The 23991-nt window shown below is 65.9% G+C and carries 24 protein-coding genes and 1 tRNA gene; 9 read left to right on the forward strand and 16 right to left on the reverse strand.

Annotated elements, in window-relative coordinates; translation table 11 throughout:
- Positions 1-44 precede the first annotated feature (44 nt).
- From P9220_RS12310 to P9220_RS12330, 5 genes are read left to right on the forward strand one after another with little or no spacing between them, the layout of a single operon-like run.
- A complete protein-coding gene (locus P9220_RS12310) occupies positions 45-1562 on the forward strand; it encodes an efflux transporter outer membrane subunit (protein WP_309765102.1) in 1518 nt (505 codons plus the stop codon).
- Positions 1559-3736, forward strand: coding sequence for an FUSC family protein (locus P9220_RS12315; protein ID WP_309765103.1), 2178 nt, complete (start codon positions 1559-1561; stop codon positions 3734-3736). The genes P9220_RS12310 and P9220_RS12315 overlap by 4 nt, the downstream gene beginning before the upstream one ends.
- Positions 3726-3926, forward strand: coding sequence for a DUF1656 domain-containing protein (locus tag P9220_RS12320; RefSeq protein ID WP_309765104.1), 201 nt, complete (start codon positions 3726-3728; stop codon positions 3924-3926). Before P9220_RS12315 ends, P9220_RS12320 begins: the two co-directional genes overlap by 11 nt.
- A gap of 28 nt (positions 3927-3954) precedes the next feature.
- Positions 3955-4818, forward strand: coding sequence for an HlyD family secretion protein (locus tag P9220_RS12325; protein ID WP_309765105.1), 864 nt, complete (start codon positions 3955-3957; stop codon positions 4816-4818).
- Positions 4819-4841: 23 nt separating this feature from the next.
- Positions 4842-5030, forward strand: coding sequence for a hypothetical protein (locus tag P9220_RS12330; RefSeq protein WP_309765106.1), 189 nt, complete (start codon positions 4842-4844; stop codon positions 5028-5030).
- 64 nt (positions 5031-5094) lie between these two features.
- On the opposite strand, the gene P9220_RS12335 is transcribed toward P9220_RS12330, so the two are convergent.
- From P9220_RS12335 to P9220_RS12395, 13 genes are all read right to left on the reverse strand, one after another.
- Entirely contained in the window at positions 5095-5895 is an 801-nt protein-coding gene (locus P9220_RS12335) for a lysine/arginine/ornithine ABC transporter substrate-binding protein (protein WP_309765107.1), read from the reverse strand.
- 261 nt (positions 5896-6156) lie between these two features.
- Positions 6157-7179 carry a succinylglutamate desuccinylase gene (gene astE / locus P9220_RS12340; RefSeq protein WP_309765108.1) on the reverse strand — a complete coding sequence of 341 codons (1023 nt, stop codon included), beginning with the start codon at positions 7177-7179 and terminating at the stop codon, positions 6157-6159.
- Positions 7163-8503, reverse strand: a complete 1341-nt coding sequence (gene astB, locus P9220_RS12345) for an N-succinylarginine dihydrolase (protein ID WP_309765109.1) — start codon at positions 8501-8503, stop codon at positions 7163-7165. Before astB ends, astE begins: the two co-directional genes overlap by 17 nt.
- 15 nt (positions 8504-8518) lie before the next feature.
- On the reverse strand, positions 8519-9991 hold the full coding sequence (gene astD / locus P9220_RS12350) for a succinylglutamate-semialdehyde dehydrogenase (RefSeq protein ID WP_309765110.1): 1473 nt from the start codon (positions 9989-9991) through the stop codon (positions 8519-8521).
- A 20-nt stretch (positions 9992-10011) separates the two neighbouring features.
- Positions 10012-11037 carry an arginine N-succinyltransferase gene (gene astA / locus P9220_RS12355; RefSeq protein ID WP_309765111.1) on the reverse strand — a complete coding sequence of 342 codons (1026 nt, stop codon included), beginning with the start codon at positions 11035-11037 and terminating at the stop codon, positions 10012-10014.
- On the reverse strand, positions 11034-12080 hold the full coding sequence (gene aruF / locus P9220_RS12360) for an arginine/ornithine succinyltransferase subunit alpha (protein WP_309765112.1): 1047 nt from the start codon (positions 12078-12080) through the stop codon (positions 11034-11036). The genes astA and aruF overlap by 4 nt, the downstream gene beginning before the upstream one ends.
- A gap of 24 nt (positions 12081-12104) precedes the next feature.
- Positions 12105-13334 carry an aspartate aminotransferase family protein gene (locus P9220_RS12365; RefSeq protein ID WP_309765113.1) on the reverse strand — a complete coding sequence of 410 codons (1230 nt, stop codon included), beginning with the start codon at positions 13332-13334 and terminating at the stop codon, positions 12105-12107.
- A gap of 138 nt (positions 13335-13472) precedes the next feature.
- A complete protein-coding gene (locus P9220_RS12370) occupies positions 13473-14513 on the reverse strand; it encodes a GlxA family transcriptional regulator (RefSeq protein ID WP_309765114.1) in 1041 nt (346 codons plus the stop codon).
- A 1-nt stretch (position 14514) separates the two neighbouring features.
- Positions 14515-15306, reverse strand: coding sequence for an ABC transporter ATP-binding protein (locus tag P9220_RS12375; protein ID WP_309765115.1), 792 nt, complete (start codon positions 15304-15306; stop codon positions 14515-14517).
- A 53-nt stretch (positions 15307-15359) separates the two neighbouring features.
- Positions 15360-16073 (reverse strand): ABC transporter permease, encoded by a 714-nt coding sequence (locus tag P9220_RS12380; RefSeq protein WP_309765116.1) that lies wholly within the window; start codon positions 16071-16073, stop codon positions 15360-15362.
- Positions 16074-16086: 13 nt separating this feature from the next.
- A complete protein-coding gene (locus P9220_RS12385; protein WP_309765117.1) occupies positions 16087-16776 on the reverse strand; it encodes a histidine ABC transporter permease HisQ in 690 nt (229 codons plus the stop codon).
- A 237-nt stretch (positions 16777-17013) separates the two neighbouring features.
- Positions 17014-17412 carry a hypothetical protein gene (locus P9220_RS12390; protein WP_309765118.1) on the reverse strand — a complete coding sequence of 133 codons (399 nt, stop codon included), beginning with the start codon at positions 17410-17412 and terminating at the stop codon, positions 17014-17016.
- 18 nt (positions 17413-17430) lie between these two features.
- Positions 17431-19017 (reverse strand): EAL domain-containing protein, encoded by a 1587-nt coding sequence (locus tag P9220_RS12395; RefSeq protein ID WP_309765119.1) that lies wholly within the window; start codon positions 19015-19017, stop codon positions 17431-17433.
- A gap of 318 nt (positions 19018-19335) precedes the next feature.
- On the opposite strand from P9220_RS12395, the gene P9220_RS12400 reads away from it, so the two are divergent.
- From P9220_RS12400 to rpsU, 4 genes are all read left to right on the forward strand, one after another.
- Positions 19336-19866, forward strand: a complete 531-nt coding sequence (locus tag P9220_RS12400) for an N-acetyltransferase family protein (RefSeq protein ID WP_309765120.1) — start codon at positions 19336-19338, stop codon at positions 19864-19866.
- An 18-nt stretch (positions 19867-19884) separates the two neighbouring features.
- Positions 19885-20478 (forward strand): YigZ family protein, encoded by a 594-nt coding sequence (locus P9220_RS12405; protein WP_309765121.1) that lies wholly within the window; start codon positions 19885-19887, stop codon positions 20476-20478.
- Complete coding sequence (locus P9220_RS12410; protein ID WP_404980414.1) at positions 20475-20807, forward strand: 2Fe-2S iron-sulfur cluster-binding protein; 333 nt, start codon at positions 20475-20477, stop codon at positions 20805-20807. The genes P9220_RS12405 and P9220_RS12410 overlap by 4 nt, the downstream gene beginning before the upstream one ends.
- Positions 20808-20975: 168 nt before the next feature.
- On the forward strand, positions 20976-21188 hold the full coding sequence (rpsU, locus tag P9220_RS12415; RefSeq protein ID WP_006999077.1) for a 30S ribosomal protein S21: 213 nt from the start codon (positions 20976-20978) through the stop codon (positions 21186-21188).
- 318 nt (positions 21189-21506) lie between these two features.
- Here the strand turns inward: rpsU and P9220_RS12420 are convergent.
- From P9220_RS12420 to P9220_RS12430, 3 genes are all read right to left on the reverse strand, one after another.
- A tRNA-Met gene (locus tag P9220_RS12420) sits at positions 21507-21583 on the reverse strand.
- A gap of 54 nt (positions 21584-21637) precedes the next feature.
- The gene (locus tag P9220_RS12425; protein ID WP_309765122.1) at positions 21638-23164 is read right to left on the reverse strand and encodes an oligopeptide:H+ symporter; all 1527 of its coding nucleotides are present in this window, start codon (positions 23162-23164) and stop codon (positions 21638-21640) included.
- Between the two features lie 197 nt (positions 23165-23361).
- Entirely contained in the window at positions 23362-23988 is a 627-nt protein-coding gene (locus P9220_RS12430; RefSeq protein WP_309765123.1) for a LysE family translocator, read from the reverse strand.
- Positions 23989-23991: the final 3 nt, after the last annotated feature.

Below are 23991 nucleotides of genomic sequence, written 5' to 3' on the forward strand. Positions count from 1 at the left end.
AAAAATATAATCAGCGCTTGATCGTTTTCCGTTCGGAGTAGAACGTGCAAGGCCGGAGGTCCAGATACGCTGCTTTCGCTGCGGCTCTTACAGCAATATTAACAATCGCCGGGTGCGCGAGCACCGGGAACATCCGGCCGAAGGATTCGCCGATGGATGCCGCCGCGCTCGATGCGGGCAGCGCGATCCGCGCCGCCAACGCAGACGCCGCGTGGCCCGACTCTCAATGGTGGCGCGCCTACCGCGATCCGCAACTCGACGGATGGATCGACCGTGCGACCTCCGGCAGCCCGACGCTCGCGATGGCCGCGGCCCGCGTGCGCGAAGCGCAGCAGCAAGCGGGCGTGGCACGCTCGGCGCTGTTGCCGCACGTCGACGGCAGCATGAGCGTGCAGCGCAAGAACTGGCCGAACAACGCGTTCTACGGCCCTGGCCCGTTCGCCGATGCGACGACCTGGGACAACACCGCCGGCCTCACCCTTTCCTATGACCTCGACCTGTGGGGCCGCGACGACAACGCCGCCGCACGCGCGCTCGATGTCGCCCACGTACGCGCCGCCGACGCCCGCGCTGCACAGCTCGAGCTCGAGACCAACATCGTCCGGGCGTATATCGGCTTCTCGCAGGCGTTCGCGCAACTCGACATCGCGCAGGAAACGCTCGAGCAGCAGGAACGGCTCGCGCAACTGGCGCGCCGGCGTCTCGCGGGCGGCCTCGGCACGCAGCTCGAAGTGAGTCAGGCCGAAGCGCCGCTGCCGGAGTACGAGCGCCAAGTCGACGTGTTCAGGGAAGAGATCGAGCTCGCCCGCCATCAGCTTGCCGCACTGGCGGGCGAAGGACCCGGCGCGGGCGAAGCGCTCGCGCGGCCGCAACTGTCGCTGGCGACGCCGCTGCCGTTGCCGTCGTCGCTGCCGGCGGAACTCGTCGGGCATCGGCCGGATATCGTCGCGGCGAGATGGATGGTGGCGGCAGAGGCGCGCGGCATCGATGTCGCCCGGGCGCAGTTCTATCCGAATATCAATCTGGCGGCGTCGCTCACGCAGGCGTTCGCGGGCGGTGCGCTGCTGAGCTTTCTGACGAGCAAGGCGACCGGCTATACGTTCGGCCCGGCCATTACGCTGCCGGTCTTCGAGGGCGGGCGCCTTCGCGCGCAACTCGGCGCGGCATCGGCGCAATACGACCAGGCCGTCGATCACTACAACGCGACGCTCGTCGCCGCGCTGAAGGACATCGCCGACCAGGTGGTGCGCGTGAAGTCGCTCGATACGCAGATGGATGCGTCCGCCCGCTCGGTCGCCGCCGCGCGCAAAAACTACGATCTCGCGAACGAGGGATACCGGCGCGGCCTCACCGATTACGTCAATGTGCTGCTCGCGCAGTCCCAACTGCTGCGCGCGCAGGATGCGCAGGCGCGCGTGCGGGCGCAGCGGCTCGGCGCTTACGCGACGCTCACGGCGGCGCTCGGCGGCGGTATCGACGATCCCGCGAACGGGCCGAAGGACGCGACGCTCGCGCCCGCGCGGCACATCGGGCCGTTCAGCCACGTGGCCGAAGTCGAATGAGGCCGGCCGTGTCAGCATCGCTGCGTGCATCCTTCGCGGACTGGGCGCGTACCGACGGCCTCGCGTGGGTCTATATCTTCAAGGCCGTGCTCGCCGCGCTGCTCGCGCTGTGGATCGCCATGCGCCTCGACATGCAGCAGCCGCGCACCGCGATGACGACCGTTTTCGTCGTGATGCAGCCGCAAAGCGGGATGGTCCTCGCCAAGAGCTTTTATCGCTTCTGCGGCACGATGATCGGTCTCGTCGTGATGCTCGCGCTCATCGGCCTGTTCGCCCAGCAGCCGGTGCTGTTCCTGTCGGCGACGGCGCTTTGGGTCGGCATCTGCACGGCGGGCGCGGCGCGCAATCGCAATTTCCGCTCGTACGGTTTCGTGCTCGCGGGCTACACGGCGGCGCTGATCGGCATTCCGGCGGCGCAGCATCCGGATGGCGCGTTTCTGTCGGCGCTTACGCGTGTCGGCGAAGTGACGCTCGGCATCGTCTGCGCGGGCGCGGTCAGCGCGCTCGTCTTCCCGCAGCACGCAGGCGAGCAGATTCGCACGACGGTCCGCCAGCGCTTCACGCATTTCGTCGATTACGTGTGCCGTGCGATGTCCGGCGCGATGGACCGCGCGCAGATCGAGCGGGCGAACCTCGGCTTCGTCGCGGATGTCGTCGGCTTCGAGGCGGCGCGCAGTGTCGCGGTGTTCGAGCATCCGGAGTCGCGCCGGCGCGGCGGACGGCTCGCGCGGCTCAACAGCGAATTCATGAGCGCGTCGACGCGCTTTCATGCGCTGCATCAGTTGATGAACCGTCTGCGCGAAAGCGCTTCCGCGGCGACGGTCGCGGCGCTCACGCCGTTCATCCACGAAGTGCCGCCGCTGTTGCTGCATTCGGGCCAGCCCGTGCGCAACGCCGCCGATGCCGCCCATGCCGCCGCGCAACTCCGCGATTACAAGGCCGCGCTGCCGAAGCGCGTGCGCGCGGCGCGCGCCGCGATCGAATCCGATGCGACGTTCTCGCCGCTCGAATTCGATACGGCCACCGAACTGCTTCACCGCTTCGTCGACGACATGCTCGCCTATGCCGAAACGTACGCGTCGCTCGGCGCGCCGTCGCATGAACGAGAACGCTGGGTCGCGCGCTATGTGCCGAAGACCAACATGCTCGCCGCGGCGATCTCCGGCTTGCGCGGGGCGATGGTGATGTTCGTGCTGAGCGCGTTCTGGATCGCGAGCGCGTGGCCGAGCGGCGGCACGATGGTGCTCAACGCGGCGGCCGTGTGCGCGCTCGCGTCGTCGTCGCCGCGCCCGACGCTGATGTCGGCGCAGATGGCCATCGGCACCGCGCTCGCGAGCGTCGTCGGGATGATCGTCGTGTTCGGCGTCTTTCCGCACATGGACGGCTTCGTGCTGATGTGCGTCGCGCTCGTGCCGGCGCTGCTGCTCGGGGCCTTCATCAGCACGCGGCGCGCGGTGGCGGGCGTGGGTATCGGCTATTGCATCTTCTTCTGCTTTCTCGCGGGGCCGGACAATCTGGTTCATTACGATCCGGCGAGTTTCATGAACGATGCCGTCGCGCTCGTGCTGTCGATGATCGTCTCGGCGGTTGCGTTCGCCGTCATCCTGCCGACCGACGCGCCGTGGCTGCGACGCCTGCTGCTCGCGGACCTGCGCCGCGAAGTCGTGCATGCGCGACGCGAACGCCTGACGCGCGTGGCGACGCACTTCGAAAGCCGCACGCGCGATCTGCTGTCGCAGATCAACGCGCTCGCCGCCGGCAAGCCCGAACTCCAACGCGAGGCGCTGCAGTGGCTGTTCGCGGTGCTGGAGGCCGGCCGCGCGGTGATCGAAGTGCGGCGCGAAATCGCCGCCTTGCCGGATGCGCCGCATTACGCGGCGTCGACGCCCTGGCGGCGTACGTCGAAAGCGACGCTCGATGCCGTCGCGCGCCTTTTCGATCGCCCGGGCGCCGCGCGCTTCGAGGCCGCGCTGGAAAGCACGGCGCACGCTATCGCCGATGCGCAGGCCGTGCTGGCTGCGATGAATCCGCCGCGCGAGGAACGGCATCGCCTGCAGCGGATCGTCAGTCATCTGCATTTCATCCGCACGGCGCTGCTCGATCCGGCCTCGCCGCTTGCCGGGTTCGTCCCGCCGGATTCGACTTCCGTCAATGGAGCGCCGCATGCCGCGTGATACCGCGATTCTCGAAGCCTACGTGCCCACTCTGCTCGTGCTGTTCGTCGCGGGCGCGCTGATCGCGTGGGTGATCGACCGCGCGCTCGCGATGACCGGGCTTTATCGCGTGGTCTGGCATCCGGCGCTCTTTCGCGCGAGCCTGCTCGTCTGCGTGTGCGGCGCGCTCGGGCTTGCGGTGTATCGCTGATCGTTTCTACAGGTTTAGAAGACTCATCATGGTTCTCAGAAAAATCATCGGCTTCGTCATGACGATCGTCGTTTTCGCGGCCGCCCTTCTCATCGGGCGCGTGTTGTGGGTGCACTATATGGACGAGCCCTGGACGCGCGATGGCCGCGTGCGCGCCGAGGTCGTCAACATCGCGCCGGATGTGTCGGGCGCGGTCGTGCAATTGCCGGTGCGCGACAACCAGTACGTAAAGAAAGGCGACTTGCTGATGGAGATCGATCCGTCGCACTATCAGATCGCGGTCGAGCAGGCACAGGCGAATGTCGCGGCGCGCGCGGCCGAGTTGCGCATGCGGCGAGCGGACGCGGCGCGCCGTGCAGACATGGACAGTCTCGTCGTGTCGCGGGAGGCGCGCGAGAACGCGTCGCAGACGGCATCGACGGCGGCGGCGCAATTGCAGCAGGCAGAGGCCGCGCTGGATGCGGCGAAGCTGAACCTGGCGCGCACGAAGGTCTATTCGCCCGTGGATGGCTATGTCACGAACCTGAACGTTTATCGCGGCGACTACGCGACGGTGGGCGCGGCGAAGCTCGCGATCGTCGACAGTCATTCGTTCTGGATCTACGGCTACTTCGAGGAAACGAAGCTGCCGCACGTGCGCGTGGGCGACCGGGCGCAGATTCGTTTGATGAGCGGCGGAGAGTTGAAAGCGCACGTCGAGAGCATCTCGCGCGGCATCTATGATCGCGACAATCCGCAAAGCCGCGAACTGCTCGCCGATGTGAACCCCACGTTCAACTGGGTGCGGCTTGCGCAACGCGTGCCGGTGCGGCTGAAGATCGATGAGGTGCCGGACGGGATGCTGCTCGCGGCGGGGACGACGTGCACGGTGGTGATCAGGCCGTCGATGTGACGCGTTGAACGGTCATGGAGCGAATGCAAATGGCGCCGAGAAGAATCGGCCGGCTTCTGGCCGACGGAATTCCACTGCGCGTCAAGGTTGCACCGCGCGAGGACAGGGCCATCGACACGTCTACGCCGGAGTCGCGCGAGCGAGTAATGGAAGCCGTGCGCAAGGTCATCCGCACTCGCAACGTCGCCATCAAGGCGCTCGCCAAACGCTGATGCTCCTCGACGCGGTGCGTTCAGCGAACAGCCCGTTCCAGCGCCGTCGGAACGGGCCATCCCCTTACTTCAGCACCACCTTCACATCGAAGTACTTCGCGGCCAGCCGGTCGATCGACCCGTCGTCCTTCAGTTCCTTCAATGCGCGGTTCATCGATTCCCTGAGCGCCTTGTCGCTCTTGCGAACGCCGAAGCCCACGCCCGAGCCGAGCAGCTTGTCGTCCGCGACAGCCGGCCCCGCGAACGCGAACGCCGCGCCCTGCGGCTGCTTCAGGAAACCCTTCGACGCCGCCTCGGCATCCTGGAACGCCGCATCGAGACGGCCGGAGGACAGATCGGCATAGATCTGGTCCTGCGCCTGATACGACTCGACATCGATGCCCGCCGGCGCCCACTTCGCCTTCGCGTACGTTTCCTGGATCGAGCCCTGCAGCACGCCCACGCGCTTGCCCTTCAGACCGTCGACGGTCGGCAGCACGCCGCTGCCCTTCTTCGCGATGAGCTGGTTCGGAATCGAATAGATGGGATCGGTGAAGTCGATCGCGAGCTTGCGCTTGTCGGTGATCGTCATATCCGAATTGATGCCGTCGAACTTGCGCGCCTGCAACGCGGGAATCAGGCCGTCGAACGAATTCTCGACCCACACGCATTTCATCTTCAGCTTCGCGCAAACCGCGTTGCCGATGTCGATATCGAAGCCCGTCAGTTCCCCGCTCGCCGTCTTCGATTCGAACGGCGCATACGAAGCCTCCACGCCGAAGCGCAGCGTCTTCATGTCATCGGCGGCGTGCGCGCCCATCGATGCAGCCAGCGTTCCCAGCACCGCGACGGCGGCGAGCTTGCGATTGATCCATTGCGATTTCATCTATTGCCATCTCCTTCCAGTGTGTTTCGTGATCCATGTCGGATGCGGCATGAAGCCGGCGAACCAAGCATCGCGGCGTCAAAAAAAACGCTCAAACGGCGCAAATGGTTTTGGTGCGGTGCATCAGACACAGGGCCGCGATTGTAGCGCGCGGCTACACGCGCCCGCCCGCGCGCGGGCAGGCGCGCCGCGCCGTCAGGGCCCAGGGAACACAAAGCGGAATTGGCAAGCGGATGTCGCGCTGGCGCAAACCCAGCGCGATCAGTCGAGCGAGGCGAGCGTGGCGTCGGTTGTATCGACGACCATCAGGCCCGCGCGCAGCCCCGGCTTCACCTTGGGATTCGGAAAGACGATGCGCTCTTCCTCGTGCGTGACGCGATAGGTGTAATCGCCATCGCGCGCGAGTTCGGCGCCTGCGGGAAACGGCGTGAAATTGGGCACATCGCTCGCGACGTTCATGACGAACTGCTCGCTCTGCTTGTCGATCTGCGCGACGACCGTGAACACGCGCAATGGCCTTGGCCAACTCGCGGGCTCCCCCGCGATCAACCTGCGCAACGCCGCATCCGATGCCGCGAAGCGCGCGAGATCGTTCTCGCCGAACGGCCGCACCTTGCCGAGTTCGAGCGTGCAGGCAAGCGCGCCGCACTGCGCGGCGGTGTAATGCGTGAACGTCGATCCCTTCTCGCGATGCAGAAGCACCGCTTCGAGACGCGCATCGCGCAGCCAGTCGAACATCGCGCGGGCGAGCGGCGCGCCGGTGTGCGGCAACAGCGCGAACTGCTCGAAAACCGACGCGCGAATGGCCGTGTGCATGTCGATATGCCACTTCGGATGCGTCACGTTCCCGAAGAACGCCGCCGCCACGCGTTCGAGTTCGGCCGCGCGAGGCGCTTCGACGCTTTGCGGCAAGCTCGCGTGACGGCCGCTGAAGAGGCGATTGAGATCGTCGTCGATATAGCGCACGCCCGCACGCATCGCACCGGCGTTGCCGAGCACGACGAGCGTGCGCGACGCGAGCCGCGCGCCGCCGTTCGCGATATCCGCGACGAGCCGCGACAGCATTTCGATGGGCGCGGTTTCATCGCCATGAATGCCCGCCGACGCCAGCACGCTTTGCGCCGATGCCGTTCCGGACGCCGGTTCGAGAAGCAACACGCCCTCGCCCTGCCACGTCCATCGCACGCCCGAAGCCAATGCGCCCGATATGACCGATGGCCGCGAGCCCGCGAGCGTGAACGCGAGAAAGTCGCTCAGCAACGATGCATCAACGCTGGAAGTCATAGACGGCGCCTAGTCCGAGGATGGTCGTCAACTCATCGAGCGCCGTCCGCGATTCCGTCAGGAGCCGCGGATCGGCCAGATCGGCGGGTGCGAGCGAATCGCGGTAATGCGTGTCGATCCACGCGTCGAGGCGCGCAAACAGCGCGTCGTTCATCCACACGTCGGGATTGACGGCCGCACGCTCGGCGTCGTTCAGCACGACGCGCAGACGCAAGCACGCGGGACCGCCACCGTTCTTCATGCTCTCACGCAGATCGAAAACGAGCACTTCGTCGATCGGCGTCGCGCGCGTGGCGAGTGAGTCGAGGTACGCCGCGACGCGAGCGTTCTCGCGGCATTCCTGCGGCACGACGAGCACTTGCGTGCCGTCCGCGCGCGACAGCAACTGGCTGTTGAAGAGATACGACGAGACCGCGTCCGCGACGCTGACTTCGCTTTCCGGCACTTCCAGCGCCGCGAACGACGCGCCCTGAGCCTGCAACTTCGCGCTGAGCTGGTCATAGACCTGGCGCTGATCGACGAACGCGCGCTCGTGACAGAACAGCGTCGTGCGATTGCCGACCGCGATCACATCGTTGTGAAACACGCCGGCATCGATCACATCGGGCGACTGCTGCGCGAACACGGTCGACGCTTCATCGAGGCCATGCAGCCGCGCCACCGCACGGCTCGCTTCGAGCGTCTGCCGCGCCGGAAAACGCTGCGGCTGCGGACCTCGCCCGTATTCGCTGCGTCCATACACGAAGAACTCGACGCCCTTCTCGCCGTACTCGCGTGCGAAGCGCGTGTGATTGGCCGCGCCTTCATCGCCGAGCGCGGGCGTGCCGGGCAGCGCGTGGTGAATGTGAAAGCGCGACTCGTCGGCGAAGATCGCGGCGAGCGAACGGCGCGTTTCGCCATGCTCGATCGCGCGATGCAGCTTCGCCGCGAGGTTCGCGGGCGTGAAATGAACGCGGCCATCGGCGGTATCGGCGGAAGGGCTGACGGTCGCCGCGTTGGCGGTCCACATCGCGGAAGCGGAACTCGCGGCGGCGAGCAGTTCGGGCGCTTCGACGGCCGCGCGTGCGATCACGCCGGCGTCGTCGCCCGTGAAGCCGACACTGCGCAACAGCTTCACCGATGGCCGTTCGAGCGGCGGCAACACGCCCTGATGGAAGCCGAGGTCGGCCAGGCGCTTCATCTTGCGCAAGCCCTGCTTCGCGGCGGCCTTCGGGTTCGCCACCGATTTCTCGTTGCTGCGCGACGCCACGTTGCCGAACGACAACCCCGCGTAGTTGTGCGTCGGGCCGACCAGCCCGTCGAAGTTCGCTTCGTATGCCTGCATATCGGATCCCGATGCTTAGAACGTGAGACCCGGCGATACGCTCGCCGGCATCTGCAATTGCGCGCTTTCCACCGACGCCATCGGATACGAGCAGTAGTCCGCCGCGTAGTAGGCGCTCGGCCGCTGATTGCCCGAGCGGCCGATGCCCCCGAACGGCGCCGCCGACGATGCGCCGTTGGTCGGCCGGTTCCAGTTGACGATGCCCGCGCGAATCGTGCGCTGAAAGTGCGTCCAGGCGGTTTCGTCGTCGGCGAGCAAGCCGGCGGACAGGCCGTAGGCGGTGTCGTTGGCGCGCTGGATCGCTTCGTCGAACGTGCGGTAGCGCGCGACCTGCACCATCGGGCCGAAATGTTCTTCGTCGGGGACGTTGCGCGCGCCGGTCACGTCGAGGATCGCGGGCGTGACGAAACCGAGGTTCGCCGCGCGCTGCTTCATCGCGAGAACGGGCTTTGCGCCGCCATCGACCAGTTGCGTCTGAGCCAGCATGAGCCGTGCCGCCGCCCGCGCCGAAATCACGGCGCCCATGAACGGCTGCGGGTCTTCATCGTAAGCGCCGATGCGGATGTTCGCGCTCACCTCCGCGAAACGCTGCAGGAAGCGCTCGCCGAAGGCATCGTCCGGAACGAAGAGACGCCGGGCGCACGTGCAGCGCTGGCCCGCCGAGAGAAACGCGGATTGAATCGTGTGATGCACCGCGGCGTCGATGTCGTCCACCTGCGCGACGACGAGCGGATTGTTGCCGCCCATTTCCAGCGCGAGCACGATTTCAGGCCGCCCGCCGAACTGCCGGTGCAGCAGCGTGCCGGTATCCGAGCTGCCGGTGAAGAAGAGGCCGTCGATCTGCCGGTGATTCGCCAGCGCGACGCCCGTGTCCTTTTCGCCCTGAACGAGATTGAGCACGCCCGCAGGCAATCCCGCTTCGATCCACAGCGCGACGGTCGCCGCCGCGACGCCCGGCGCAAGCTCCGACGGCTTGAACACGACCGCGTTGCCCGCGATCAGCGCCGGCACGATATGGCCGTTCGGCAGATGCCCCGGAAAGTTGTACGGCCCGAACACCGCGACGACGCCGTGCGGCCGATGCCGCAGCACCGCGACGCCATCGGCCATCGGCGCGCGCTTCTCGCCGGTGCGCTCGTGATAGGCCTGCACGGAGATGTCGACCTTCGCGGCCATCGACGCGACCTCGGTGCGCGCTTCCCACAGCGGCTTGCCGGTTTCGCGGCCGATCGCGTGGGCGAGCGTTTCCTTGTTCTCGTTGAGCAGCGCGGCGAAGCGCTTCGCGATGCCCACGCGCTCGTCGAACGTCATCGCGGACCACGACGCGAACGCACGGCGCGCCGACGACACCGCACGATCGACGTCATCGGCGGATGCGCTCTTGCCCTGCCACACGGTTTCATCGCTTGCCGGACTGCGCGAAGCGAACGCCGCGCCGTTGCCGTCCTGCCATTCACCGCCGATATACAGCTCGTTCCGGATATCCATGAGGTCTCTCAACTTGTTCGTTAGCGCGGCTGCGAGGTCAGCACGCGCACGGTATCGCCGGCCTTCACGCGCAATGCGGCGGCTTCGGCGGCGGTGAGGAGGAACGCGCCGTCCTCGACCGCGCCCGTCGTCGCGCCGCACCGGAAATCTCCGAGCGATGTATTCGACACGAGACTCTTCGCCGCGCCCTCCGCGGCGACGCGCTCGCCGATGCGCACCGTCGCCAGCACGCTCTCGCGCACCGTGCGCAGGTCGGACGTGTGGCATTCGAGCACCGGGCCGGCATCGAAGATATCGACGTGATTCTCGTAACGCAGCCCTTCCGCTTCGAGCATCTTGCGCGCGGGCGCGGTATCGCGATGCGTGACGCCGACCGTGCGCTGCGCGTCCTCGGGCAGCAGATCGAGATACACCGGATAGCGCGGCATCAGTTCCGCGAGGAACGACTTCTTGCCGTGCGAACTGAGGTAATCGGCTTCGTTGAAATCGATCTGATAGAAGTGCGAGCCGACCGCGTTCCAGAACGGCGATTCACCGTTCTCGTCGAAATGGCCGCGCAACTCCGCGCACAGGCGCTGCGGGAAGCGATCCTTGAACTGCGCGATGAACATGAAGCGCGAGCGCGACAGCAATCCGCCCACGCCCGCCGTGCGATAGCGCGGGCTGAGAAACAGCGAGCAGACTTCGGCATACCCCGTCAGATCGTGCGAGATGTTGAGCAGCGACATGCGCGTCCACACACCCAGATCCTTGCTCGCATGCACGACCGTCGCCACGCGATAGTTGTAGAACGGCTGCTCGAGCCCGACTTCGGTTTCGATGCCGCAGACGCCCGCGATGTCGCCCGTCGTGGTGTCTTCCATCACGAAGAAGTAACCGGCTTCGAAGGGCGCCGCAGCGTCGGCGAGCGTGCGGCGCGCGCGTTCGACGCGCGCGGCGAGCGCCTGCCGGTCCGGCTTGAACGTGGTGAGCCCCGGGCCCGTTTCCTTCGCCAGCGCGACGAGCGCGTCGACATCTTCCGGCTGCACGCAGCGCACGACGATCATTGCAATTCTCCCGAGGCTTGATGCAGCGGCACGCAGCGCACCGTGTCCTTCTCGTGCACGCCGAGCGCATCGCGCGCCGCGGCGGTCAGGGCGGCGCCATCGGCGCGCGTGCCGTTCAGATCGGCCAGGATGCAGCGGAAGCCGTGCGCCCCGCCCGCCGCGATCAGATACGGCGCACCGCTCGCGACGACGCCATCGCGCACCGGGCGCACTTCGCCCGAACCCGCCGATGCGCTCTTGTCGACGGCAAGCGTCAGCACCGGACCGGCATCGAAGATATCGACGAAACGGTCCGGCTCGAAACCTTCCTCGAGATGAATGTCGTAGGCGAGCAGCGTGCTGTCGTTCGGCTCGCCCAGCACGCGCTGCGCTTCGCCCGGCAAAAGCGGCACGTAGATGGGATACGTCGGCATGACTTCGGCGATGAAGGTGCGGCTGCGCCCGCCCGATTCCAGCTCGACCTGCTCGAAGTCGCGCCCGAAGAACTTGCGGCCCACGGCTTCCCAGAATGGCGAGAGGCCCGCTTCGTCGGTGACGCCCAGCATCAGCGAGAAGACTTCGCTCGAGAAGCGCTTGCGATTCGCGACGACGTACATCATCCGCGCGCGCGACAGCAGATGCGCCGCCGCCTCGCCTTCGGGCGTGCGCAACGATGGATCGATATAGAAGCCCGTGAGCCGGCTCTTGCCGGTCAGCTCGTGCGACATCGTGAGCGCGTGGATCTTGCGGTTCACCTTCAGCTCGCGCGATGCATGGATGAGCGCATCGTTGCGAAACGCGTAGAACGGCTCGGAGTATCCCGCCGACGCGACGATGCTCGACGTGCCGAGCAGCCTGCCCGTGTCCGTGTCTTCGAGCACGAAGAGATAGAACTCCTCGCCGGGAAAATCGACTTCGGCGCGGAACGAATCCTCGGAGAGCGCGACGCGTCTCGCGAGCTGTTCGCGGTCGCGCGGCAGCGAGTGCAGCACGGGCTGAGCGGTGCGCGCCATCCGTTCGAGCTCGTCGAGATCGGAGAGTCTTGCGGGACGAACAGATAGCATCGTCGTTTCCTGTTTGGCTGTGAATCAGCGCGCGATGGCAGGCGCGCCCGCGACCTGCTCGATCGCCTTCTCGATGCGCGCGAAGCCTTCGTCGAGATCGGCCATCGGCATGATGAGCGACGGTGCGAAGCGGATCACGTTCGGCCCCGCGATCAGCATGATGACGCCGTTCGCCGCCGCAGCAGTCAGCACGTCCTTCGCGCGGTCCTTGTAGGCATCGGCGAGTTCCGCGCCGATCAGAAGACCGCGGCCGCGAATCTCCCTGAACATGCCGAAGCGCTCGTTGATGCGTTCCAGATGCGCCCGGATCGCCGCGCTGCGCACGCCGACGCCTTCGAGAAGCTTCGGATCGCTGATCAATTCGACGACCTTCTCCGCGATCGATGCGCCGAGCGGATTGCCGCCATACGTGGTGCCGTGCACGCCGACCTTGAAGTGCTGCGCGATGGCGTCGGTGGTCAGCATCGCGCCGATGGGAAAGCCGTTGCCGAGCGCCTTCGCGGTCGTGAGAATGTCGGGCGTCACGCCGTATTGCATGTACGCGTACAAGGTGCCGGTGCGGCCGACGCCCGTCTGCACTTCGTCGAAAATCAGCAGGGCACCGTGCCTGTCGCACGCTTCGCGCAAACCCTCGAGGAACGCGGGATCGGCAGGCAGCACGCCGCCCTCGCCCTGCACCGGCTCGACGATGACCGCGCAGGTCTTGTCGCCGATGGCTTCGAGCGCCCGCGCCAGATCGTTGTACGGCAGATGGCGGATGCCCTGCGGCTGCGGGCCGAAGCCTTCCGCGTACTTCGGCTGGCCGCCGACGCTCACGGTGAAGAACGTGCGCCCGTGAAACGACTGCGTGAAGGAGATGATTTCGATCTTCTCGGGCCCGAACTTGTCGATGGCGTATCGGCGCGCAAGCTTCAGCGCCGCTTCGTTGGCCTCGGCGCCCGAATTCGCGAAGAACGCGCGGTCCGCGAACGTGAGATCCGTCAGGCGTTTCGCGAGCCGCAACACCGGCTCGTTGGTATAGCCGTTACCGATATGCCAGAGCTTGTCGCCCTGTTCGTGCAGCACCTTGAGCAGTTCCGGATGCCCATGTCCGAGCGCCGTCACGGCGATGCCGCCGGCGAAATCGACATAGTCGCGGCCTTCGGTGTCCCACACGCGCGAGCCGCGGCCCCGGTCGGGCACGAAACTGGCCGGCGCGAAAACCGGGACCATTACTTCGTCGAACGTACCGCGATTCACATTGATGTCGGTCATGCGCCACTCCTCTTCTGGTTCGTGCTGATCTTGCACCGCAATGCTTTGGATATTAAGCAATCGCACGCTTTCCGTCTTGCGCGTTCGCGACATGCTTTCATGCGCTTTTCCACGCGGCTCGTTGCGCCTCCAGCGCCGTCAGCGCGAATCGGGCCGCTCGATCAGCGCGCCGCCGCGCGGCTCGTCCACCGCGCCGCCGCGCTGCTTTTCGATCCAGTTGCGGCGCTCCTCGCGCGGCGTCACGCCGAAGCGGTCGCGGTACGCATTGGAGAAATGCGCCGCCGATGAAAACCCGCACGCGAGGCTGATCTGCACGACGGACTTGCTCGTGCGCTGCAGTTGGGTGCGCGCTTTGGTCAGGCGCAAGCTGAGGTAGTACTTCGACGGCATCGCGCCGAGATACTGCCGGAAGAGCCGCTCCAACTGGCGGCGCGAAATGCCGACGAGCGTCGCGATTTCATCGGTGGCGAGCGGGTCTTCGATATTCGCTTCCATCAGTTGCAGGGCGTCGTTCAGGCGCGGATGCCGCTCGCCCGGCGCGGTCACGAACGGAATGCGCTGCCGCTCGGTGCCCGCGCGCAGCACGCCCACGCCGAGGGAATCCGCGATGCGTTCCGCGAGGTCCTGGCCATGGTCGCGCGCAATCATCGCGAGCATGAAGTCGATGCTCGCCTGACCGCCCGCGCATGTCGCGCGATCGCGATCGATCTCGAATATCTGCTGCGTGACGATGGTGCGCTCGAACTGCTCCGTGAACTGCTGATACGTCTCCCAGTTCACCGCGACGCGATATTGCGCGAGCTGTCCGGCCATCGCGAGCCACCACACGCCGTGGTGAATGCCGGAGACGAGCGGCGTGCGCGGCGCGACGCGCGCGAGGCTCGCAAGAAACAGCCGGTAATCCGCGAACTGCTGATAGCGCTCCGATACGACGATCAGCCAGTCGCATTGCAGGGCGTCGTTGAACGCGCAATCGGCGGGGAGCTGCGCGCCGCCGGAAAGGGGCACGGCGCGCCCGTCCCATGAGCACACGCGCCACTCGTAGAGACGATGCCCGTCGATTTCATTGGCGAGCGCCAGACTGTCGATGACCGGCCCGATGCCGCTCATCGAGACCGGCGGAAGCGCGACGATCGCCACTTGCAGCGGCGCGCGCGCCGGGCCCGATGGACTTGCCACGTTACTTGAGGCTACCCGACAGGAACTGTCGCAGGCGATCGCTTTTCGGCTGCGTGAGCACCTCGGACGGCACGCCCTCTTCTTCCGTGCGCCCCTGATGCAGGAACATCACGTGATTCGACACGTTGCGCGCGAAGCCCATCTCGTGCGTGACGACGATCATCGTGCGGCCTTCTTCCGCGAGCTTCTGCATGACCTTCAGCACTTCGCCGACGAGTTCGGGATCGAGCGCGGACGTCGGTTCGTCGAAGAGCATGACGTCGGGATGCATGGCGAGCGCCCGCGCGATCGCGACGCGCTGCTGCTGCCCGCCCGACAAGTGCGACGGATACTGCTTTTCGACGCGCGGCGGCAGGCCGACCTTCTCCAGATACTCGCGCGCGCGTTCCTCGGCTTCCTTCTTCGAGACGCCGAGCACGTGGATGGGCGCTTCCATCACGTTCTCGATGGCCGTCATGTGCGACCAGAGATTGAAGTGCTGGAAGACCATCGCGAGCTTCGTGCGCACGCGCTGCAGTTGCTTGTGATCGGCGACATCGAGATTGCCCTGGCGATCGGTCTTCGTGCGCACGGCTTCGCCATCGACGACGATCTGCCCGGCGTTCGGCTTCTCGAGGAAATTGATGCAGCGCAGGAACGTGCTCTTGCCCGAGCCGCTCGCGCCGATGATGCTGATGACATCGCCCGCGCGCGCCGACAGCGAGACGCCCTTGAGCACTTCGTTGTCGCCGTAGCGCTTGTGAATGTCCTGTGCGGCGAGTTTCGTCGCGACGTCTGTGGGCTTGGGCTCCAACGCTTTCTCCTCGGATGATGATGGGTTCGCCACGATGCGGATTCTAACGCCCGTCAATGCGCGGCCGGCCGCAGATACGCGAGCCAGCGGCGTTCCGCGCGCCTGAATGCCGCAACGAGCGCGAACGAGATCGCCAGATACAGCAGCGCGGCGACGCCGAACGAACCGAACGATTCATAGGTCGCCGAATTGGCATCGCGCGCCACCTTCAGGATATCCGGCACGGTGGCCGTGAAGGCGACGGTCGTGGCGTGCAGCATCAGGATCACTTCGTTGCTGTACAAAGGCAAGGCGCGGCGCAGCGCGGACGGCAGGACGATGCGCCGATACATCGTGAACGTGCCCATGCCGTACGCGCGGGCGGCTTCGACTTCGCCGTGCGGAATCGAGCGGATCGCGCCGGCGAAGATTTCCGTCGTATAGGCGCACGTGTTCAGCGCGAACGCGAGCACCGCGCAATTGAAGCCGCTGCGGAAGAACGCTTCGAGCAGGGACTGGCTGCGGATGAATTCGAGGCTGTACATGCCCGTGTACAGCAGCAGCAACTGCACGTAAAGCGGCGTGCCGCGGAACACGTAGGTGTAGAGGCGCACGGGCGCCGACAGCCAGCGGCGCTTCGATACGCGCGCGCATGCGAGCGGCACCGAAGCGCAGAAGCCGATCGCGATCGACGCCGCCAGCAGCCATAGCGTGACCACGAGACCCGATGCGTGCATGCCATCGGAGTACAGGAACGGACGCCAGTATTCGGCGAGGATCGGGATCATGGCGGCTCCGTCTTCAGAGTTCGGCGTGGCGCACGCCGGTCGAATAGCGGCGTTCGAGCGTCATCAGCACGAGGTTGGATGCGGTCGTGATCGCCAGATAGATCAGCGCGGCCACGAGCACGAAGAAGAACATGTTGAACGTGCTCTTGCCGGCGTCCTGCGCGGCCTTGACGACATCGGCGAGGCCGATGATCGACACGAGCGCCGTCGCCTTCACCAGCACCTGCCAGTTGTTGCCGATGCCCGGCAGCGCGAAGCGCATCATCTGCGGAAAAAGGATGCGGCCGAACACGCGCATGCCGCTCATGCCGTAGGCGGTGCCGGCTTCCAACTGGCCGCGCGGCACCGCGAGAAACGCGCCGCGAAAGGTCTCGGTGAAATACGCGCCGTAGATGAAGCCGAGCGTGAGCACGCCCGCGGTGAACGGGTCGATATCGAACTGTTCCCAGGCGAACGCGTCGGTGATGTGGTTGATCGCGATCTGGATGCTGTAGAAAAGCAGCAGCATCAGCACGAGATCGGGCACCGAGCGAATGAGCGTCGTATAGGCGGTTGCGATACCGCGCAGCAGGCCGTGCCGCGACAGTTTCGCCGACGCGCCGACAAGCCCGAGCAGCACCGATACCGCGAGAGAGAGCATCGCGAGCGCGAGGGTCTCTTTTGCGCCCGCCCAGAGCAGCGGGCCGTAGCCGTGCAGCGACACAAGCGCCTCCTTGGTTTTCCGTCGATCGATGGGAGGTGATCGTCGCAAGCCGAAATAAGGCGCTCAAACGAGGCGGTATTGTTTTATTGCGATGCAGCAAGCGCCTCTTTGCGGACGCGCGAGCCGTTCAGCCCCGCCGCACAAGGGCCGCGCCCCGGGGATAGCCGTGCAAACCCGAATGCGTGCGGCGGGCGAAACCTGTGCTTTTCGCGTCGCTTTTTCGATAGAAGATGCGCGCTAGCCGCCCGCCGCGCTCCGCACCACCTGCACCACATGCCCGTTGGCCACGGCGATGTCCGGGCTTTCCTGCAACAGCGGCAGGAACCGCTCGGCGAATTCCGCGTCGCGCGTCTCGGCGCGAAACATCGCGGCGACCGCTCTGGCGTGGGCGACGCGCGCGTCGGGCGTGGCTTCGGGGTCGTCGAGCACGTCGTCGATGGCGGCGATTGCCGTCGACAACGGCGAGAGCCAGCGATACGCGGTGCCGTTGATGACGATCTGCAGAAACTCACCGGGCGATACCGGCCCGAACTCGCTCTCGTGTTTCGTGCGCAAATGCGTGAGCACGGCGCGATGCAGCGCGAGCAGCGGATGCCGCACGTCGCGAAGGAAGGAAACCGCAGTGTGATCGTCCATGAACTTTGCCTTGTTGATTTAACTGGTACGCGTCTCGCCCGCATAGCGGATGAAATCGGCGGCGGTCAGCGGCGGCGAGAAAAGCCAGCCCTGCCCGAACTGTGCGCCGCGTGCGCGCAGATACGCGGCCTGCTCCTCGCGCTCGATGCCCTCGGCGATCACCTGCACGTCGAGCGTCGCCGCCATCTCGATGATATGCGACGCCACGCTGCTCGACGCCGCGTCCTGGCCGACGGTATCGACGAACGACTTGTCGATCTTCAGCCCGTCCACGCTGAACGACTGCAGATGCGACAGGCTCGAATAGCCGGTGCCGAAATCGTCGAGATAGACGGCGTGGCCCGCGCGCCGGAATGCGCTGATGACGTCCTTCGCGGCGTCCGCGTCGAGGAACGCGCGCTCGGTCGCCTCGATGCGGATCTGCTGCGGCCGCACGCCCTGCTGCTCGATGGCGGGACCGAGCACGTCGAGGAAACGATGCGTCGTCAGATCGGACGCCGACAGGTTCACGGAGACGTAGTAATCGTCGTAGTGCCGCAGGAAATCGCCGAGTTCGAGGAGGACGGTGTCGAGCACCTGATCGGTGATCGCCTGAATGAGGCCGCCGTGCTCCGCGAGCGGAATGAAATGATCCGGGCGCACGATGCGGTCGTGATGCTTCCAGCGCACCAGCGCTTCCGCGCCCACGCAGCGGCGTGTCGCAAGGTCGACGATCGGCTGATACGCGACGATGAACTGATGCCGCCGCACCGCATCGCTCAATTGTCCGCGCGGGGAAATCCTGCGCACGACGAAATACGCCGCCCAGCACGCGCATGCGAGACCGACCGCGACGCCGCCGAAGAGCCAACCCCACGGCAGCGTGCGCAAGCGCTGCCGCCAGCTTTCGCGCGGCGTGCTGACGACGACCGCGAGCGGCATCGACGCCGACTGGCGCACGGCGACGGCCGCGCAATCCGGGGGCGGCAAGTTCTGACTGTAGACGGCGAGGACCGCGGCGGCATCGGTCGAAGGCGTGCCGGCGATCACCCGCCGCGCTTCGGTATTGATGACGGCGACGCGGCCCTCGGGCGCGATGTCCGTATCGATGCCGTCGACGTACAAGGAAGGATCGGCGGCGATATAAAAGCCGTCGCGGCCCATCACGAGCGAGTCCTTTCCGCCCGGCAGACGCGCGAGGCCATACCACGCGCTGAGGCCATCGGACGAGCGCCAGTCGGGCGGCGGCAGCGTGAGGCCGTCGAACGTACCCGCCGATACCGCGCCGAGCAGCGACGAGCATTGCCAGCGGCCGTCGCGATCGTACGCGCCCGCGTCGCGGACCTGTTCGTGCGTGAGGGCGATCTGGCGCAACGCGTGGAGATACGGCGTCGAGCACGGCGTTTCGTTCACCTTGCCGATTTCGCCGAGCGCGCCCGACAGACGCCGCGTGATGTCCTCGGCGCGATAAAGCGCGGCGTCCGCGACGATGCTCAGCCGTTCGACGCGCTGTTGCCGCTCGCTGCGCGCCGCGACGACAAAGCCGATCCCCGCAGGCGCGAGCGCCGCAATCCCCACGATGACGATCAGAAGCGCCGCAAGCGCCCCACGTTGAAAGTTGTTCATTGCGTGTCATGGTCGCGCCGCGAAGCGAGCGGCTCCTCGCCGTTGCGCGGGTCGCCGGGCGAACGCCGCGTGGATCGCCGGGAGGGTTTCGTCGTGCCGGCGCGGGGCGGGAAGCCGCGAATGCGAATCGCTACACAAGCGAGTAAGTGTAGAGTCCGGCTGTCGCGCGCTTCAACGTTTTAATTCGGCAATAAGTCGTGGTTTCCGTGGTCTGGCGCACGGCCCGCCGCGCATTTATTTGCCCTGGACGGCGTGAGAGAATTCCGGCTTGCAGCGCGTCTCGCGTGGTGCAAGACCGTCCTTCCATCCGGAACAGCCATGACTTCATCCAGCGCCCGCCAGCCCGTGATCCGCGATGCCGAGCCCGGCGACAGCGACGCGCTCGCGCGCATCTACGCGCATTACGTGCTTCACGCGCTCGCCACGTTCGAAGAGGCCCCGCCTTGCGCCGATGAAATGCGCGCGCGCCATGCCGCCATCGTCGGGGCGGGCCTGCCCTATCTCGTCGCGGAAATCGACGGCGAGGTCACGGGCTATGCGTATGCATCGGCGTATCGGGCGCGCTCGGCGTATCGGCATACGATCGAAGACTCCGTCTATGTCGCCGATGGTTTCGGCGGGCGCGGCATCGGCTTCGCGCTCTTGTCGGCGCTGATCGCGCGTTGCGAGGAGGGACCGTGGCGGCAGATGGTCGCGGTCATCGGCAGCAGCGGCAACGCCGGCTCGATCGCGCTGCATGCGCGGCTCGGCTTCGAGCACGTCGGCGTGCTGCGCAATGTCGGCTTCAAGCTCGGCGGATGGGTCGATAGCGTGCTGATGCAGCGCGCGCTCGGCGTGACGGTTTCCTGATCTGCGACGTTACGAGCCTTGCCGACCTACACCCTCGCCTCCCCCGTCAGCGCCGAAATCGACATACGCAAGAGCCGCTTCATCGCGCTGGCGATTCCGGTCTCCGATCGCGATGCCGCGATGCGCGAACTGGACCGGCTGCGCGCCGAGCATCCGGGCGCGACGCACGTGTGCTGGGCGCTGCTCGCGGGCGGCCAGTCGGGCATGTCCGACGACGGCGAGCCTTCCGGGACGGCGGGCCGGCCCATTCTCGAAGTGCTGCGGCATCACGAAGTGGACGGCGTGCTGGCGGCCGTGGTGCGCTACTACGGCGGGATCAAGCTGGGCGCGGGCGGGCTCGTGCGCGCCTACACCGACGCCATCGCCACCGCGATGCAATCGGCCGTGCGCGTGGAGCGCATCGAGCGCGGGCTGATGAATGTGGACATCGACTATGCCGATGAAGCGCACGTTCGCCGATGGATCGAGCAGCACGACGCGGAACTCGTCGACAGCGGCTATGCAATGACGGTGCGGCTCGTCGTCCGCATGCCTTCCGCCGCTCGCGACTCCGCTGTTGCCGAACTTCGCGATCTGACGAACGGTCGCGCGATCATCGAGGTGCCCGCGTGAGCGGGGCGCGTGCCTTTACGCTGACCATCGCGCCGGGCGGGCATGTCGCCGAAGCGGAGGTTGGCGCTTCGCTGCTGGAAGCGGCGATGCGCGCCGGCTTGTCGCTGCCAAGTTCGTGCCGCAACGGGACCTGTCGCGCGTGCATGTGCCGGTTGATCGCGGGCGAGGTTGGCTATCGCATCGACTGGCCGGGCTTGACCGCCGAAGAGAAGGCCGAGGGCTGGACTCTTCCCTGTGTCGCGCTCGCGCAATCGGATGTGACGATCGATCAGCCGGATGCGAAACCGACGGCCGCCGCGCCGCGTGCGGTTCGATCGCGCGGATTCTGACGCACGCGGGTATTCCGGGATTTGTCGTCCCGATTCAACGACCTACGATGTGAATCCCGAGCCTCTGGAAGCACGTCTTCGCTCAAAGGGGATGCGGACCAGCTCTCAAAAAGTGTACAATTGCGCTTTGCCCCAATTTCTGGCAGGGCCAGATCAACCGAGATTTCAATGACTAAAGTACTGTTGAAAGAGAACGAGCCTTTCGACGTCGCCATGCGTCGTTTTCGCCGTACCGTCGAACGCACGGGCCTGATTCAAGAGCTCAAGTCGCGTATGGCGTATGAGAAGCCGACCACCGAGCGCAAGCGCAAGAAAGCTGCTGCTGTCGCTCGCCTGCGCAAGCAGATCCGTCGCGCGCAACTGCCGAAGAAATTCTATTGATCGACTGATCGGCGCGGGCATTGCCCTCGCCTGTCGGTTGCGGTCAGCCCGGCCGGAACTCTGCGGGTCGCGGTTTCGTCAAGACCGTGGCGTGACCTGAGGTCGCGTTATGGGCGAAAGCTCGCGAGTTGCATGCTGAGTGCATGCACCCGTTGGAACCGGTTGCCGGACAGCAAAAAGCCTGCATGAGTGAATGCTCATGCAGGCTTTTTGTGTTTGTTGGGTCAGTTGGGCGGAACCGAATAGCGTTGCAACGGCCAGCATCCGGACGCACAAAAGCAAAGAGCCCGGCTGAACCGGGCTCTTTGCTTGATGTCTTGGTTGCGGGGGTAGGATTTGAACCTACGACCTTCGGGTTATGAGCCCGACGAGCTGCCAGACTGCTCCACCCCGCGTCTGAGAAAGAAATTATAGACCGGGCTCGCTCGCGAAGTCAAACAATATTTTCATCACGATGCCGACGCCGCGCTCAGACGATCGCGTTCGCCATCGTTCGCGGCGAGCACCGCGTCATGGTGCGCCCGCGACAGCTTGCCGAGGAGCGGCAACAGCAGAATCGCGACCACTGCCCCACCCGTCGCAAGCCAGCCGAGCCAGACGAACAACTGCGTATAAAGCGGCAGCGAATGCAGGGGATCGAGATCGCCTGAAGGCATGCGCGCCATGTTCGCGACGAGGCTCCCCAAATACTGCGACACGCCCGTCGCCACGAAATACGCGCCCATCATGAAGCCGCCCATGCGCGCCGGCACGTAGCGCGCGATCATCGCCAGGCCGAGACCGGACACGAGTAACTCGCCGAGCGAATACAGTCCGTAGCCCGCGACCATGAACCACGACGACACGCGGCCGTCCACGGCGTATCGCCCGCTCAGCCCGAACACGAAGAAACCGATGGCGACGACCACGAAACCGAGCGCATACTTGCCCGCGACCGGGATATCGCGGCCCCGTCGTGCGCGCCGCGCATACAGCACGGCGAGGACCGGACTCAGAAACATGATCCAGATCGGATTGAGCGCCTGAAACTGCGCCGCGCTCCAGGTGAAGAGCTGGACGCCGGCGATCGAAAACGCAGGATCGACATTGCGCAACGCGAAGAGCGTCAGCGACGTCGACATCTGCTGATAGAACACGAAGAAGAGAATGACCTGCATCGTCAGAATCAGCGCGGCGACAAGGCCGGCCCGTTCGCTGCGGTCGCATCGCGCGAGCATGTAGCCGAAGATGGCCAGAATGCTGACGCCGGCGATCCACACGCACGCCCGCGCAACCGCCTGATGCTGAAGAATGAAAACCGTCGCCGCCGCGAGCGCCGCGCCGCCCGCGATGACTGCGCCCAGATGGCTCCAGCGGATCGGCCGATCGTCCGGCGCCGAGCCGATGTGCGCGAGCGTGCGGCGCATCAGCGCGAAGTTGGCAAGACCGAGCAGCATCCCGCCGCAGCAGACCGCGAACGCGGCGTGCCAGCCCCAATGGTCCTTGATCCAAGGCGTCGCGAGCATCGACGCCGTCGAACCGATATTCACCGCCATGTAATAAATGGTGAAGGCGCTGTCGATCTGCGCGTCATCGCCTTCGTAGATGCGGCGCACGAGATTGGCGGCGTTGGACTTGAACAGTCCGTTGCCGACGACGACCACGCCCAGCGACGCATACAGAAAGCCGAGCGCATCGAAAGGCAGCGCGAGCATGAAGTAGCCGGCGGCCAGGACGATCGCGCCGAGCGTCATCGTGCGGCGGGCGCCGAGCACCTTGTCGCCGATCCAGCCGCCTATCGACGGCGCGGCGAATACGAGCGCCGTGAATGCGCCCCAGGTCAGGTTCGCGTGTTCATCCGCGAAACCGAGTTTATCGATCATGAACAGCACGAGCAGCGCCGCCATGCCGTAATAGCCAAAGCGCTCCCACATTTCGATCAGGAAAATGGTCGTGAACGAGCGCGTCCGCGATACCGCGGGCGTTTGATTCTTCATTGGGACATCCTTCAACAACGATAAGCAGTGCGGCGCGTTCTTGCGTAACGCGTTTAGTAGTGACGATGGAAATCGTCCTATACCGGACGATGGCTGCGAGAAAAAGGCAATTATCGCCTATCGGACTTGCGCAGCGCGCGCGTATCCTGAAATGCGGCTACGCGGATCGGAAACAACGAAGAGATCGATTCGTGCGTTCAGCCTGCCGGCCGGCGCACGAAGGCGAGCATCAGGCCGAAGCCGATCATGAGCGCCCCGCTCGCACGATTGAACCATCCGAGTCGGCGTGCGCCGCGCGACAGCGAAGTCAGACGCGCACCGAGCGCCGCATAGATGACGATCGCGACCAGTTCGAGCAGCAGAAAGATCGTGCCGAGGATGGCGAAGCTCGCCGCATAGGCAGTGCGATCGACGAACTGCGGAAAGAACGCGGTGAACACGAGAATCGCCTTCGGATTGCCCGCCGCGACGAAAAACTCCTGCCGCATCAGCCGCGCGACGCCCGCAGGCGCGCTGGCGTCGCGGTTGACCGCGAGCGATGGCCCGGAGCGCATCAGCTTCACGCCGATCCACACGAGATACGCTGCGCCCGCCAGCTTCACAGCCGTGAACAGTGTTTCCGACGCCAGCAGCAACGCGCCGAGCCCCAGTCCCGCGACGGCGATCATGATCGCGAACGCCGCCAGCCGCCCGAACGACGCCAGCACCGAAGCGCGCACGCCCTCCCGCGCGCCGTTCGACAGCGACAGCATGTTGTTCGGACCGAAGGCCATGTTGATGGCGAAGCACGCCGGCACGAACAACGAGAAGGTCTGGAGCGACATGAT

It is taken from the genome of Caballeronia sp. LZ016 (assembly GCF_031450805.1).
Classification (GTDB): domain Bacteria; phylum Pseudomonadota; class Gammaproteobacteria; order Burkholderiales; family Burkholderiaceae; genus Caballeronia.